Origin of the sequence: Microbacterium sp. NPDC019599 (assembly GCF_040632175.1) — a bacterium.
Taxonomy (GTDB): Bacteria; Actinomycetota; Actinomycetes; order Actinomycetales; family Microbacteriaceae; genus Microbacterium.
The window spans coordinates 64,443-78,524 of record NZ_JBEYBL010000003.1 but is presented as its reverse complement, the minus strand read 5'-3'; the positions used below and the strand labels follow the sequence as shown (position 1 = coordinate 78,524).

The window sequence follows — 14,082 nt, the reverse complement described above, 5'->3', positions numbered from 1 at the left end:
CTGGTCGACAGCATCCCGAATCGTCCGTCGAAGGAGACGAACCATGACCGCCACAGTCCGCACGCGCGTCGCGATCATCGGCGCCGGGCCCGCGGGCCTGCTCCTGGCCCACCTGCTCGACAAGGCGGGCATCGAGTCGATCGTCATCGACCAGCGCACGCGCGAGGAGATCGAGACGACGATCCGCGCCGGCATCCTCGAGGAGGGCACGGTCGACGTGCTCTCGTCCTCGGGCGCCTCCGACCGGGTCCTCGCGGAGGCGCACCGCCATGAGGGCATCGAGCTGCGCTTCGCGGGCGCCGGCCACCGGATCGACTTCGCGGCCCTCGTCGGCCGGGCCGTGTACCTGTACCCGCAGCACGAGGCGCTCAAGGACCTCATCGCGGCGCGGCTCGCCGCCGGCCAGGATCTGCGCTTCGGGGTGACGGCGCAGCGCGTCGAGGGCGCCGAGTCCGACCGGCCCGCCGTCATCGCGAGAGACGCCGACGGACAGCCGCTCACGATCGAGGCCGAGTTCGTCGTGGGCGCCGACGGCTCGCGGAGCGTCGCGCGCGAGGCGGTCTCCGGCTCGCGCAACGGCTACTTCCGCGAGTACCCGTTCGCGTGGTTCGGCATCCTCTGCGAGGCGCCGCCGAGCGCCGACGAGCTCATCTACAGCAATTCGCCGGACGGCTTCGCGCTCATCAGCCAGCGGAGCACGACCGTGCAGCGCATGTACTTCCAGTGCGACCCCGAGACCGATCCGAGCGCCTACTCCGAGGATCAGCTGTGGGACGAGCTCCAGAAGCGCGTGCCCGGCACGACCCTCAAAGAGGGTCCGATCTTCCAGCGCGACGTCCTGCGGTTCCGCAGCTTCGTCGCGCACGAGCTCCTGAAGGGCCGCGTGGCCCTGATCGGGGATGCTGCGCACACCGTGCCGCCGACGGGCGCGAAGGGCATGAACCTCGCCGTCGCGGACGTGCTCGTGCTCGAGAAGGCCCTGCGGGCACTTCTCCTCGAGGACGACCACCGCCTGCTCGAGGCATTCCCCGAGACCGCACTGCACCGCATCTGGAAGGCACAGCACTTCTCGTGGTGGATGACGAGCATGCTCCACGTCGCTCCGGATGCCTCGGACTTCGACCGCCGCCGCCAGCTCGGGGAGCTGCGCTCCGTCGTCGAGTCCGAGCACGGCCGCGCCTTCCTCGCCGAGGCATACACGGGCTGGCCCCTGGAAGGCCTGGCCTGAGCCGTCGCGAACCGCGGGAGGTGTCAGACTGCTGTGACCATGACACTGCACACCGAGACCCTCCGCGATCACGCGTGCCTGATCGTGCACGGCCCCGACCAGCCCGGACTCGTCGCGGCCGTGACGGCGCTCATCACCCGCAACAAGGGCAACATCGTCTCGCTGGACCAGTACTCCGACAACCCTGAGGGCGGCGCGTTCTTCCAGCGCGTCGTCTTCCACCGGGCCGACCTCCAGGCGGCCCTGCCCGACCTCGAAGCCGACATCGAGAAGACGCTCGAGCCGTACGGCATGGAGTGGCGGCTGACGGATCAGTCCATCCCGAAGCGGATGGCGATCCTCGCCTCGACGAGCGACCACTGCCTGCTCGAGCTGCTGTGGCGCCACCGGCGCGGTGAGCTGCCCGTCACGATCCCGATGGTCATCTCGAACCACACCAACACCGCCGAGGACGTCCGATCCTTCGGCATCCCGTTCATCCACGTGCCGTCGCAGGGCGCCGACAAGTCCGCGGCCGAGGCTCGGATCATCGAGCTGCTCAAGGGCAACGTCGACTTCGTCGTGCTCGCGCGGTACATGCAGATCCTCTCGGACGCCTTCCTCGAGGAGCTCGGCGTGCCCGTGATCAACATCCACCACTCGTTCCTCCCCGCGTTCATCGGCGCCGCGCCGTACCGCAAGGCGTGGGAGCGGGGCGTCAAGCTCATCGGCGCGACCTCGCACTATGTGACCAAGGACCTCGACGAGGGTCCGATCATCGAGCAGGACGTCGCACGCGTGAGCCACGCGCACACCGCCGCCGACCTGCAGGCGCACGGCGCCTACGTCGAGCGCGCCGTGCTCTCCCGCGCAGTGCAGTGGCACGCCGAGGACCGCGTCATCCGGCACGGCAACCACACGGTGGTCTTCAGCTAGCCGCGCCTCACCCCGACCCACGCGCACCTCTACCGGCACGGGCGCGAACCTGGTACGCCGTACATGTGGCCCGGCGTCGTTGGACCGAGGGGAACAGGGCGATGATCGTCCTCCTCGCCTGCTGCTTCGTCCTGCTCGTCAGCGTGCCCATCGCCGGGTTGCTGCTGCCCCTGACCCGCGCCCAGTCCACCGCCGACGCGGGCGCCAAGGCCTCGGATCACCTCGACACCGTCGTCGCGACGCTTCCCGCAGAGCTCGTGATGTCGGACGAGGAGAATTCGCCGACCGAGGGACCATGCCGATCGGATTCCGAGGGGCGGCTCGTGGGGGTCCGCCGGGTCGTCGTCGTCGATCCGGCGTTCGACATGGCGGAATGGTCCGAGCAGCTGCGCGACGATTTCCAGGACTGGCGCTTCACCCGGAGGGCGCTCGACCTCGAGGGGGCCCTCCTCCTGTCGCTCGTCGCGTCGGACTTCTCCCTCGTCAGCGTGCGATCGGCCGGGACGGAGGACGGCACCGTGCTCACGATGACCTCGTGGTCGCCGTGCCTGAGCGCGTCGGGCTAGAAGACGTACTCCATCAGGTCGACGCCCAGCGTCCGGAACGCGTCGTGGACGCGCAGGCGGTGCGAGATCGACAGGTCGTCGAAGCACACGATGAGGGCGTACGACAGTCCGGCCCTCGGCCCCGCGATGACCCCCGCCTCGACGCGGATGCCGGCATCCCGTCCCGTCTTGTTGATGAAGAGCAGCCCGTGCTCGTCGTTCTCGTGCGAGAAGGGGTCCAGGCCCGTCGCGGAGGCCACGAGCGTCAGGTCGTGGTTGAGGCTCAGCCACTCCGCGACCTGGGCGCTGACGCCCGGTGAGACTGTCTGCGAGTTGACGAGCGCCGCGAACACCTCGGCGAGCTCCCGCGCCGAGCCGAGCGCGAAGTGCGGAGCGTCGTCGGGGCCGCGCTGATCGCGGAAGACGTCCAGCAGAGCCGCGCGCGACAGGCCGAGCTGCTCGATGCGCGAGCGCACCGCCTCCAGGCCCACTCGGGAGATCAGCGTGTTGGCCGCGATCGCGTCGCCGGTCGCCGCCGTCAGCACGGCGAGGTCGCAGAGCGGAAGCGCAGGCGCCTTGAGGTGCTGCCACACCCCGCCGACGGCGACGGGCTCGACCGAAGTGCGCTCGACGATCTCGAGCGGATCCAGCGTGCCGGCCTCGAACCCTGCCGCGACCTCGATGAGCAGCGGCACGACGCCGAGCCCGGCGACGGGCAGCGTCACGAAGTCGTCGCCGGACAGCACGGACGTGCCGCGGTCGAGATCGTTCACGCGCACGGAGATGCGCGCACCGAAGCTCGCGAGCTCGTCGAGCGACTTGAGTGTCGAGGCGAAGGAACGGCGACCGACGGCTGCTCGCCTCGGGAGTCGGCGGCTGCTGCGCCGCGTCCCGCGGAGCGCTTCGCCAGGCGTCTCCTGGGTGGGAGGACCCGCCATGTCGAACGGCTCAGAAGGCGTGCCCACGCGGGCGGTTCCTTTCGGGTTGCTCGGGTACAGAGAAAGGCTGCGCCCGGAGGCGCGAGTGACGTGCATGATGCTGCTGTTCGGTTGTGGGGTGCTGGAACGGGTACTGCGTCATCGTGCGCCGCCCGGCCGGGTGTCCGGACGGCGCCCGCAGCGGATCACCAGATGGTGACGCGCTGATCCTCCGGCAGCCAGAGGTCGTCGGACTCGGCGACATCGAACGCATCGTAGAACGCGTCGATGTTGCGGACGATCTGGTTGCAGCGGAATTCGTTGGGTGAGTGCGGGTCGATCGTCAGCAGGCGGATGGTCTCGGCATCCCGCCCCTTCTGCTGCCAGATCTGGGCCCAGCTGAGCAGGAGCCGCTGGATGCCGGTGAACCCGTCGATCACGGGAGGCTCGCCGCCGTCGAGCGACAGCTCGTACGCCTTGATCGCGATGCCGAGACCGCCCAGGTCGCCGATGTTCTCGCCGATCGTGAGGGCGCCGTTGACCTTGTAGTCCTCCGACAGTCCCTGCGGCGTGAGCGCGCTGTACTGCTCGATGAGGCTCTTCGTGCGCTCCTCGAACGACGCGCGGTCCTCGTCGGTCCACCAGTCGCGCAGCGACCCGTCGCCGTCGAAGCGGCTCCCCTGGTCGTCGAAGCCGTGGCCGATCTCGTGGCCGATGACCGCGCCGATGCCACCGTAGTTGGCCGCGGCGTCCCGATCGGCTTCGAAGAAGGGATGCTGGAGGATCGCCGCGGGGAAGACGATCTCGTTCATGAGTGGGTTGTAGTACGCGTTGACCGTCTGCGGCGTCATGTACCACTCGTCGCGGTCGATGGGCTTGCCCACCTTGTCGAGCTGGCGCTCGTGCTCGAGGACGTGCGAGCGGGCGACGTTGCCGACGAGGTCGGCGGGGTCGATCTCGAGGCCCGAGTAGTCCTTCCACTTCACCGGATAGCCGATCTTGGGGGTGAAGGCCTCGAGCTTGCCGAGCGCGCGCTCGCGCGTCTCGGGGCTCATCCACTCGAGCTCCGCGATCGAGCGGCGGTACGCCTCGATGAGGTTCGCGACGAGCTCGTCCATCGCCTCCTTGGCCGCCGGCGGGAAGTGGCGCTCCACGTAGACCTTGCCGATCGCCTCGCCCATCGCGGCCTCCGCGAGCCCGACGCCGCGCTTCCAGCGCTCCCGGATGACCGGGACGCCCGTCAGCTGCGTGCCGTAGAACGCGAAGTTCTCGTCGACGAACTCGTCGGTGAGGAACGCGGCCGCCGCGTGCACGACCGAGAAGCGCAGCCACGCCTTCCAGTCGTCGAGGCGATCCTCGACCAGCAGCGCCCCGAGCCCCTCGAGAAAGCTCGGCTGGTAGACGACGACCTCGGCGAAGGCGTCGGGGTGCCCCGGTGCGACGCCGTCGAGCCACGGCTGCAGATCGACGCCCAGGAGCCCCTCGACCTCGTCCCACGTCTTGAGGTTGTAGGTCGCGACGGCGTCGCGGCTGCGCACGTTGTCCCAGTGGTGGGAGGCGAGCTCGGTCTCGAGCGACGTGATGCGGTCGGCGGATGCCGAGGGCTCCGCGATCCCCGCGAGCTCCAGCATCCGCTCGATGTGCGTACGGAAGACGATGCGCGTCTCGCCGAAGTTCTCGAGCCGGTAGTACGACTCGTCCGGGAGCGAGAGCCCGCCCTGCACGATGAAGGGCAGGTACCGCGTCGGGTTCCCGGGGTCGGGCTCGACGTAGAGCGTGAACATGCCGCCCAGGCCGTCGCGCTCGAACTCGCCGACCGTGCGCAGCAGGTCGGGGATCGAGGAGATCGCGTCGACGCGCTCAAGGCGGTCGGCGAGGGGGGTCGCCCCGAGCTCCGCGATGCGGTCGGTGTCCATGAAGCTCGTGTACAGGTCGCCGATCTTGCGCGCCTCGGTGCCGGGCTCGGCCTCCTGCGATTCCTCGACGATCGCGCGGACGTCCTTTTCGGCCTGCTCGGCGATCAGGTGGAACGAGCCCCACCGCGCCTTGTCGTCCGGGATCTCGGTCCGTTCGAGCCACGCGCCGTTCACGTGACGGAAGAGGTCGTCCTGCGGTCGGATCTCAGGGCTCAGTTCATCGAGCGTGAGACCGGATCGGGGGGTCTCGGTCATTCGTACAGGATATGTGGTCGGCGCCTCACCCTAGGCTCGATCCGTGGCCCCCGACACGCTCAATCGCGACATCCTGCGGCTCGCCGTCCCCGCGCTCGGCGCGCTCGTCGCCGAGCCGCTGTTCCTCATCGTCGACGCGGCGCTCGTCGGACACCTCGGGGTGGAGCCGCTCGCGGGCCTCGGGATCGCGTCGGCGGTCCTGCAGACGATCGTGGGGCTCATGGTCTTCCTCGCCTACTCGACGACTCCCGCCGTCGCGCGGCGGTTCGGCGCGGGCGATCCCACGCGGGCCGTGTCCGTCGGCATCGACGGCATGTGGCTGGCCCTCGGGCTCGGCGCGATCCTCGCGCTCGCGGGCTTCGCGGCGACGCCGTTCCTCGTCGGCCTCTTCGGCGCGACGCCCGAGGTCGCGTCCGAAGCCGTCACGTACCTCGGCATCTCGATGTGGGGCCTTCCCGCGATGCTCGTCGTGTTCGCCGCGACGGGGCTCCTCCGCGGCATGCAGGACACCGTGACGCCCCTGTGGATCGCCGGCCTCGGCTTCGCGGCCAACGCCCTGCTCAACTGGGCCTTCATCTACGGACTCGGCTGGGGCATCGCGGGCTCCGCGACCGGGACCGTCGTCGCCCAGTGGGCGATGGTCGGCGCCTACGTCGTCGTCGTGGGGCGCCTCGCACGCCGGCACGAGGCATCCGTCCGCCCTCATCGCGAGGGGGTGCGCGGCTCGGCCCGCTCGGGAGGCTGGCTCTTCCTGCGCACGGTGTCGCTGCGCATCGCACTGCTCGCGACGGTCGTCGTCGCGACGGCCCTCGGCACGGAGGAGCTCGCCGGCTGGCAGGTCGCGTTCACGATCTTCTCGACGGCCGCATTCGCCCTCGATGCGCTCGCGATCGCGGCGCAGGCGCTCATCGGCAAGGGCCTCGGCGCCGAGGACGAGCGGCGCGTCCACCGCGTGCTGGGCCGCACGGTCGCGTGGGGCGCCTGGTTCGGCGTCGTCGTGGGCGGCGTCATCGCCGCCTTCTCGGGCGTCATCGGGCTGCTCTTCACGGGGGATGCCGAGATCGCCGCCTTGGTTCAGCCCGCCCTGCTCGTGCTCGCCGTCGCCCAGCCGATCTGCGGCATCGTGTTCGTGCTCGACGGCGTGCTCATCGGCGCGGGCGACGGCCGCTATCTCGCGATCGCCGGCGGCATCAACCTCGTGCCGTTCCTGCCGTCCCTCGCGATCCTCGCGGCGCTGCACCCGACCGGCGCCGCCGGGCTCGCGTGGCTGTCCGTCGCCTTCTTCGGCGTCTACATGCTCGCGCGCCTCGGCACGCTCGGCTGGCGCGTCCGCGGCGCGGCCTGGATGACCGTCGGGGTCTGAGCTAGGCCCAGCGGCGGCACCACTCGTACATCACGACGGCCGCCGCGGCGCTCGCGTTGATCGAGCGCGTCGAGCCGTACTGGGTGATCTGGACGGTGGCGGATGCCGCGGCGAGCGCCTCGCGCGAGAGCCCGGGGCCCTCCTGACCGAAGAGCAGGACGCACCGCTCGGGGAGGTCGGCGTGGTCGACCGGCGCCGAGCCGTCGACGTTGTCGATCGCGAGGATCGGAAGGCCCGCGGCATCCGCCCACGCGGCGAACTCCGCCACATCCTCGTGGTGGCGCACGTGCTGGTACCGGTCGGTCACCATGGCACCACGGCGGTTCCAGCGGCGCTTGCCCACGATGTGCACCTCGGCCGCGAGGAACGCGTTGGCGCTGCGCACGATCGAGCCGATGTTCATGTCGTGCTGCCAGTTCTCGATCGCGACATGGAACGGATGCCGCTTCCCGTCGAGGTCGGCGACGATCGCGTCCATCGACCAGTAGCGGTACTCGTCCACGACGTTCCGGCGGTCGCCTTCGGCCAGCAGCTCCCGGTCGTAGCGCGGATCGTCCGGCCAGGCGTCGGCGCCGCCCGGCCACGGTCCGACGCCGTACGGCAGTTCGGGCTCCGCGTGGGCTTCGGGCTCGTCGGTCACCGGCCCAGGCTAGCCGCCGTTCCTGTTCGCAACTCAGGCTGATCAGCGCGAGCGGGCGCGGGCCACGGCGTGTCGCGCGGACGCGCCGCATCCCGCCTGAGTCGCGAACATGCTCCGGGGTCGATGGAGGCTCGGCCTCACGGATCTTTCGGCATCCCGAAATCTGAGGTAGGTTTTCGGTATGCCGAAAACTGCGACGGAGCAGCCCCCCGAGATCGACCTCGCACCGAGGCGTCGCCTGAGCCTGCGCCGCCTCGCATGGCTCATCGGGCCCGCGCTCGTCGCGGGCGTCGCCTACCTCGACCCCGGCAACGTCGCGAGCAACATGACCGCGGGCGCGCTGTACGGCTATCTCCTCGTGTGGGTCGTCGTGCTCGGCAACGTCATGGCGTGGCTCATCCAGTACCTCTCGGCCAAGCTCGGGATCGTCACGGGCAAGAGCCTCCCCGAGATGCTGGGCTCGCGCATCCGGAACAAGTGGGGCCGGCGTGCCTACTGGCTGCAGGCGGAGCTCGTGGCGATGGCGACCGACATCGCCGAGGTCATCGGCGGAGCCGTCGCGCTGAACCTCCTGTTCGACCTGCCCCTCCTGTGGGGCGGTGTCATCACGGGCACCGTCTCGATCGTCATGCTGCTCGTGCAGTCGCGCCGCGGGCCCAAGACGTTCGAATTCGTCGTCATCGGGCTCATCGTCATCATCGCCGTCGGGTTCACGTTCGGCGTCATCGTGGCGCCGCCCGACCCGGCAGGCGTCGTCTCGGGCCTCGTCCCGCGCTTCGAGGACGCCGGCTCGGTGCTGCTGGCCGCCTCGATCCTGGGCGCGACGATCATGCCGCACGCGATCTACGCGCACAGCGCGCTCGCGCGCGATCGCTTCGCGCCCACCGGCGCGCCGGCATCCGTCGGGGGGACGGATGCCGGCGGACCGACCCCTCCCGCTCGTCCCGAGCTCGCCGAGCTCCGCGGGATCTCGACGACCCGGCTCCTGCGCGCGACGCGCTGGGACGTCACGATCGCGATGATCATCGCGGGCACGGTGAACCTCTGCATCCTGCTGCTCGCGGCCGCCAACCTCGCCGGCGTCCCCGGCACGGACTCGCTCGAGGGGGCGTACGCCGCCCTCTACGCGGGGCTCGGCCCGACCGTCGCGACGCTGTTCGCCGTCGGCCTCCTCGCGAGCGGCCTGGCCTCGACCTCCGTCGGCGCGTACGCCGGCGCCGAGATCATGCACGGCCTCCTGCACATCGATGTGCCGCTGCTGACCCGCCGGCTCGTGACGCTCGCGCCGGCGCTCATCATCCTCGCGCTGGGCTTCGACCCCACGGTCGCCCTCGTCCTGAGCCAGGTCGTGCTGTCGTTCGGCATCCCCTTCGCGCTCATCCCGCTCGTGGCGGTCACAGCGAAGTCCGAGGTGCTCGGCGTCTTCCGCAACCGCGCCATGACGACCGCGGCGGGGGTGGCAGCATCCGTCTTCCTCATCGCGCTCAACGCGACGCTGCTGTGGCTCGTCTTCACGGGGGCGTGATCGGCGGCTCCCGGTAGCCTGGCACCGTGCCGTCCCCCGCCGTCGACGACTACCTCAAGACGATCTACCACCACACCGAGTGGCAGGACGATCGCATCACGCCGTCGCAGCTCGCGGCGGAGCTCGGACTCGCGCCGTCGAGCGTGACCGAGATGGTGCAGAAGCTCGCGGCGCAGGGGCTCGTCACGCACCGCCCCTACGGACCCGTCGCGCTGAGCGCCGACGGCGAGCGCCGCGCGGCGGCGATCATCCGCCGGCACCGCCTCATCGAGACGTGGCTCGTGCGCGAGTTCGACTACGGGTGGGACGAGGTCCACGACGAGGCCGAAGTGCTCGAGCACTCCATCAGCGACCGCCTGCTCGAGCGCATCGACGAGCGGCTCGGGCGTCCGACGCACGACCCCCACGGCGACGCGATCCCGGATGCCGAGGGCCGCGTCCACCGCGAGCCCTTCGTGCTGCTCGCCGCCGCGCGGGAGGGGCACGCCGGACGCGTGCTGCGCGTGAGCGACCGCGATCCCGCGCTGCTGCGCGCGCTCGTCGGCGTCGGCGTGGACGTCGGCCGCACCGTCCGGGTGCATGATGCCGGCACCGTCGTGGTCGTCGACGATTCCGCGCCCGTCGCGCTCCCGGAAGGCGCGGCTCAGGCGGTCTGGCTCACGGCCTGATCCGTCGGCCGCGTCGGCCTGTCGAGGCTCGCGCCGATCGACGTCGAGAAGCCAGGTCTTCGGGTATCCCGGCGTCGAGATGCCAGATCTTCGGGTATCCCGGCGTCGAGATGCCAGATCTTCGGGCATCCCGGCGTCGAGATGCCAGATCTTCGGGCATCTCGGCGGAACGCCTCCGCCGCGGTGCGGGATCCCGAACCGTCAGCGCGGGCGGACGCGCGCGGCCTTCTCGAACGGCCACGCGAGCCGCGTCGCGTCCTGGCAGACCTGCCAGACGCGCTCGGCGATGTCGGCGCTGCGCACGATCCGCGCCGGCGTGACGATGCGCGGCTCCCCGCGCATGCCGAAGCGCGGGCCGACGAACGAGCCGCCCTCGATCGAGCCGTCGGCGAGCGCGCGGACGAGGGGCCACGCGCCGTGCTCCTTCGACTGGGCGAAGGCGGCTTGGAGGTTGTCGACGAACCTCGTCGTGCGCGTCGGCTCGTTGACGCCGCGGATGCCGATCGTGCGACCGCTCGTGGAGTATCCGGGGTGGGCGACGACACTCGACACGCGCACGCCCGCGGCGCGCAGCCGCCGATCGGCCTCGAAGCCCAGGACGCTCGTCGCGATCTTGGACTGCACGTATGCGCGCCACGGCGTGTAGCCGTCGACGAGCTGCGGATCCACGGGGTCGTACGGGCTGATCGTCGTGGACATGCTGCCGAGCCACACGAGGCGGCCGGATGCCGCGGCCAGAATCGTCAGCAGCTCACCGGCGAGCGCGAAGTGTCCGAGGGCGTTGGTCGCGAACACGAGCTCGTTGCCGTCCTGCGTCTGCTCGCGCTCCTTCGGCGGATGCACGATCCCCGCGTTGAGCAGGACGCCGTCGAGACGCCCCCGCACGCGGGCCGTCGCTGCCGCGGCGCGCACCGAGCCGAGATTGCTCGTGTCGAGGAGGAGCGTCTCGACCGAGGCATCCGGATTCCGGCGGAGAACCGCGGCACGCGCCGCCGCGAGCCGGTTGGGATGACGACCGGTCATGACGACATGCGCACCCGCCTCGGCGAGCTGCTCGGATGAGAAGAAGCCGAGACCCGCATTGGAACCCGTGACGAGGTAAGTGCGTGCGCGGAGGTCGGGGAGGTGCTGGGGATCCCAGTCGGGTCGGGCCACGGCTTAGAGATTACGTCCCCCGGCGCCCGGATAGGCTGGCAGCATGCGGACGCGCGCCGACATCGAGTGCTGGCTCACCGACATGGACGGCGTGCTCGTTCACGAGAACCGTCCCATTCCGGGCGCGGCGGAGCTCCTCGCGCAGTGGCGCGACACGGGGACGCCGTTCCTCGTCCTCACGAACAACCCGATCTTCACGCCGCGCGACCTGAGCGCGCGCCTGAAGAGGTCGGGCCTCGACGTCCCGGAGGACCGGATCTGGACTTCGGCACTCGCGACCGCGGAATTCCTCCGCTCCCAGCTGCCCGGCGGCACGGCGTTCGTGATCGGCGAGGCGGGGCTCACGACAGCCCTGCACGAGGCCGGCTACATCATGACCGAGTCGCAGCCGGACTACGTCGTCGTGGGTGAGACCCGGCAGTACTCGTTCGAGGCGATCACGAAGGCGATCCGCTTCATCAACGCCGGCGCGCGGTTCATCATCACGAACCCCGACCCGACCGGCCCCACGCCGTACGGCGTCGTGCCCGCGACCGGCTCGTTCGCGGCGCTCATCACGAAGGCGACGGGCAAGGAGCCCTACGTCGTCGGCAAGCCGAACCCCATGATGTTCCGGTCGGCCCTGAACCGCATCGGCGCGCACTCCGAGACGACCGGGATGATCGGCGACCGCATGGACACCGACGTCGTCGCCGGCATCGAGGCGGGCCTGCACACCGTGCTCGTCCTCACCGGCATCAGCGATCCAGCTGAGATCGAGCGCTACCCGTTCCGGCCGGATGAGGTGCTCGACTCCGTCGCCGACCTCGTCGAGGCCGAGGCGGCCGAGTCGGAGCTGCCCGAGCTGCTCTGACCGTCGCCGCGTGTCGGCGATGCCCGGTATCGTCGGCGGCATGGGCGCTCTCGACGACGGTGAGAAGGTCGTCGCGCGAGACGCCGCGGCCTGGCGATCGTGGCTCGAGAGGCATCACGCGACGTCGAAGGGCGCGTGGCTGGTCCGGCCGCGGCCAGGGGCCGACCTCGAGCTGATCGGCTACGAGGACGCGATCCTGCAGGCGCTGTGCTTCGGGTGGATCGACGGTCCCGTGCGGTCGTTCGACGAGCAGACGGGCGGGCTCTGGTTCGCCCCGCGGCGACCCTCGAGCGGCTGGGCGGCGACGAACAAGGCGCGGCTCGTCGTCCTGGATGAGCAGGGCCTCATGGCAGAGGCCGGCATCCGCGCCGTGGAGCTCGCGAAGGCGAACGGGTCGTGGACGATCCTCGACAACGCCGAGGCACTGCGCGAGCCCGACGATCTGAAGACGGCACTGGATGCTGCTCCCCCCGCGCGCGCGAACTGGGACGCCTTCCCACCCTCGGCCCGCAAGATCGGCATCGCGGCGGTCGACGCGGCGCGCCGCCCCGACACCCGGGCCGCGCGGATCGCGAAGCTCGTCGCGGATGCCGCAGAAGGGAAGCGCCCCTGATGCCGCTCGAACAGTCCCTCCTCTACGGCGTGACGATCGTGATCCTCGCGGGGACCCTGATCGTGTGGGTCGTGCAGTACCGCCGCAGATACGGCAAGAAGCGCGACGACGACCGCGACGGCGAGTGATCCGGCCGTAGCATCGGGAGCATGTCACTCGCCGTCGTCCTCCTCGCGCTCGGCTGCCTCGTGGCCGCCACGATCCTCTGGCAGCGCAACAAGAAGGCCGGCGTGAACGGCGCAGGGACGGGCCGGACGCGAGTCGCGATCATCGTGCTCGTCGTGGCCGGCATCCTGCTGGCGCTCGCCTCGCAGACCCTGTTCCGCGGCTGAGCGGGGACAGGCCTGGCTCGCCCGTCGGTCCAGGACGTTTCGTCTCGTCGCTTCGCTCCTCGCTCAACGACCGACGGGCGTCACGCCCCCGGTCGTTGAGCGAGCGAAGCCAGACGAAACGGCATCCGACCTCCGACCGCGGAACGTCCCGTTCGGGAGGAGTTGTGGCGCTGCGGAGGCGTTTGCCGCGGCATCCGTCCTCCGATCGAGGACAACCCCTCGCGACCCCCCTGCCGCCAGGATGCGCCGTTCGGGAGGAGTTGTGGCCCGCCGGAGGAGTTTGCCGCAGCATCCGTCCTCCGATCGAGGACAACCCCTCGTGAGCCCCCGCCGACCCGGCCCGTGCCGCTCGGGAGGAGTTGTGGCCTGCCGGAGGCGGTTGGCGCGGCATCCGTCCTCCGATCGAGGACAACGTCGCCCGAACCGACCGGGCCCGGCGCTATTGCGGGGCGAGGCCCAGGTCGTCGAGGTCGATCGCGGCGAGCCACTCGAGCCCGGCCTCCTCGACGGCGGCCTGCGCGCCCGTCTTACGGTCGACGATGACGGCGACGGCGACCGGCTCGGCGCCTTCGCGACGGAGCGCCTCGACGGCCTTGAGAGCCGACTGGCCCGTGGTCGAGGTGTCCTCGACGACGACGACGCGCTTGCCCGCGACATCCGCCCCCTCGACCTGGCGGCCGCGGCCGTGGTCCTTGGGCTCCTTGCGCACGACGAACGCGTCGAGCGGCCGCTCGGTGCGGGCCGACTCGTGCATGACGGCGTTCGCGATGGGGTCGGCGCCGAGCGTCAGCCCGCCGACTGCGACGATCCCGTCGACGTCCCGGATGAGGTCGAGGATGATCCGGCCGATCGCGGGCGCCGCCCGGTGGTCGAGCGTGAGCTTGCGCATGTCGACGTAGTACGAGGCCTTCTTGCCGCTCGAGAGCGTGAAGTCGCCGTGGAACACCGCCTCGGCCTTGATGAGGTCTATGAGGGCTCGGCGGTCGGATTCGAGCTCGGGCGTGGAGGCGACGGTCATATGCCGAGTCTACGGAGGCACGTCCCACGCCACCGGATCGGCAGGAAGCCGCGGACTTTCTCGCCGGACGAGGGTGAGTGCCGCGCCACACGGCGCACCATCCGGAAGAATTCGAATCGGTGGCGCGTCCACGCACCGT

15 protein-coding genes are annotated in these 14,082 nt (G+C 70.7%); 10 read left to right on the top strand and 5 right to left on the bottom strand.

All coding sequences use genetic code 11. The features are described from left to right. The first annotated feature begins 43 nt into the window (after window positions 1–43). The 3 genes from ABZ477_RS07115 to ABZ477_RS07105 all read left to right on the top strand — a co-directional run bounded on the left by ABZ477_RS07115 (window position 44) and on the right by ABZ477_RS07105 (window position 2,709). The gene (locus ABZ477_RS07115) at window positions 44–1,228 is read left to right on the top strand and encodes a 4-hydroxybenzoate 3-monooxygenase (RefSeq protein WP_360130062.1); all 1,185 of its coding nucleotides are present in this window, start codon (window positions 44–46) and stop codon (window positions 1,226–1,228) included. A gap of 39 nt (window positions 1,229–1,267) precedes the next feature. Next, window positions 1,268–2,143 (top strand): formyltetrahydrofolate deformylase, encoded by an 876-nt coding sequence (gene purU / locus ABZ477_RS07110; protein ID WP_360130059.1) that lies wholly within the window; start codon window positions 1,268–1,270, stop codon window positions 2,141–2,143. 101 nt (window positions 2,144–2,244) lie between these two features. Continuing rightward, the gene (locus tag ABZ477_RS07105; RefSeq protein ID WP_360130056.1) at window positions 2,245–2,709 is read left to right on the top strand and encodes a hypothetical protein; all 465 of its coding nucleotides are present in this window, start codon (window positions 2,245–2,247) and stop codon (window positions 2,707–2,709) included. Here ABZ477_RS07105 and ABZ477_RS07100 read toward each other — a convergent pair. Further along, a complete protein-coding gene (locus ABZ477_RS07100) occupies window positions 2,706–3,626 on the bottom strand; it encodes a serine hydrolase (protein ID WP_360131070.1) in 921 nt (306 codons plus the stop codon). The genes ABZ477_RS07105 and ABZ477_RS07100 overlap by 4 nt on opposite strands. Before the next feature lie 185 nt (window positions 3,627–3,811). Continuing rightward, window positions 3,812–5,776, bottom strand: coding sequence for a M13-type metalloendopeptidase (locus tag ABZ477_RS07095; protein ID WP_360130053.1), 1,965 nt, complete (start codon window positions 5,774–5,776; stop codon window positions 3,812–3,814). Between the two features lie 43 nt (window positions 5,777–5,819). Here ABZ477_RS07095 and ABZ477_RS07090 point away from each other — a divergent pair, with 43 nt between their 5' ends. Then, window positions 5,820–7,139: an MATE family efflux transporter gene (locus tag ABZ477_RS07090; RefSeq protein ID WP_360130050.1), complete on the top strand. Its 1,320-nt coding sequence runs from the start codon at window positions 5,820–5,822 to the stop codon at window positions 7,137–7,139. Between the two features lies 1 nt (window position 7,140). On the opposite strand, the gene ABZ477_RS07085 is transcribed toward ABZ477_RS07090, so the two are convergent. Beyond that, complete coding sequence (locus ABZ477_RS07085) at window positions 7,141–7,779, bottom strand: TrmH family RNA methyltransferase (RefSeq protein WP_360130047.1); 639 nt, start codon at window positions 7,777–7,779, stop codon at window positions 7,141–7,143. Window positions 7,780–7,960: 181 nt separating this feature from the next. Here ABZ477_RS07085 and ABZ477_RS07080 point away from each other — a divergent pair, with 181 nt between their 5' ends. Together ABZ477_RS07080 and ABZ477_RS07075 are read left to right on the top strand one after the other, a co-directional pair. Continuing rightward, window positions 7,961–9,304 carry an Nramp family divalent metal transporter gene (locus tag ABZ477_RS07080; RefSeq protein WP_360130044.1) on the top strand — a complete coding sequence of 448 codons (1,344 nt, stop codon included), beginning with the start codon at window positions 7,961–7,963 and terminating at the stop codon, window positions 9,302–9,304. Window positions 9,305–9,330: 26 nt separating this feature from the next. Continuing rightward, a complete protein-coding gene (locus tag ABZ477_RS07075; protein ID WP_360130041.1) occupies window positions 9,331–9,972 on the top strand; it encodes a metal-dependent transcriptional regulator in 642 nt (213 codons plus the stop codon). 201 nt (window positions 9,973–10,173) lie between these two features. Here ABZ477_RS07075 and ABZ477_RS07070 read toward each other — a convergent pair whose 3' ends face one another. Further along, window positions 10,174–11,127 carry an SDR family NAD(P)-dependent oxidoreductase gene (locus ABZ477_RS07070; RefSeq protein ID WP_360130038.1) on the bottom strand — a complete coding sequence of 318 codons (954 nt, stop codon included), beginning with the start codon at window positions 11,125–11,127 and terminating at the stop codon, window positions 10,174–10,176. A 43-nt stretch (window positions 11,128–11,170) separates the two neighbouring features. Between ABZ477_RS07070 and ABZ477_RS07065 the strand changes: the two genes are divergently transcribed. Genes ABZ477_RS07065 through ABZ477_RS07050 form a run of 4 tightly spaced genes read left to right on the top strand, consistent with a single transcriptional unit; the run spans window position 11,171 to window position 12,925 of the window. After that, window positions 11,171–11,980 (top strand): HAD-IIA family hydrolase, encoded by an 810-nt coding sequence (locus ABZ477_RS07065; protein WP_360130035.1) that lies wholly within the window; start codon window positions 11,171–11,173, stop codon window positions 11,978–11,980. A gap of 40 nt (window positions 11,981–12,020) precedes the next feature. Then, a complete protein-coding gene (locus ABZ477_RS07060) occupies window positions 12,021–12,593 on the top strand; it encodes a YdeI/OmpD-associated family protein (protein ID WP_360130032.1) in 573 nt (190 codons plus the stop codon). Continuing rightward, entirely contained in the window at window positions 12,593–12,721 is a 129-nt protein-coding gene (locus ABZ477_RS07055) for a hypothetical protein (protein ID WP_360130029.1), read from the top strand. Before ABZ477_RS07060 ends, ABZ477_RS07055 begins: the two co-directional genes overlap by 1 nt. Before the next feature lie 21 nt (window positions 12,722–12,742). After that, window positions 12,743–12,925, top strand: coding sequence for a hypothetical protein (locus ABZ477_RS07050; RefSeq protein WP_360130026.1), 183 nt, complete (start codon window positions 12,743–12,745; stop codon window positions 12,923–12,925). Between the two features lie 439 nt (window positions 12,926–13,364). On the opposite strand, the gene pyrE is transcribed toward ABZ477_RS07050, so the two are convergent. Beyond that, entirely contained in the window at window positions 13,365–13,943 is a 579-nt protein-coding gene (pyrE, locus tag ABZ477_RS07045) for an orotate phosphoribosyltransferase (protein ID WP_360130023.1), read from the bottom strand. Window positions 13,944–14,082 lie beyond the last annotated feature (139 nt).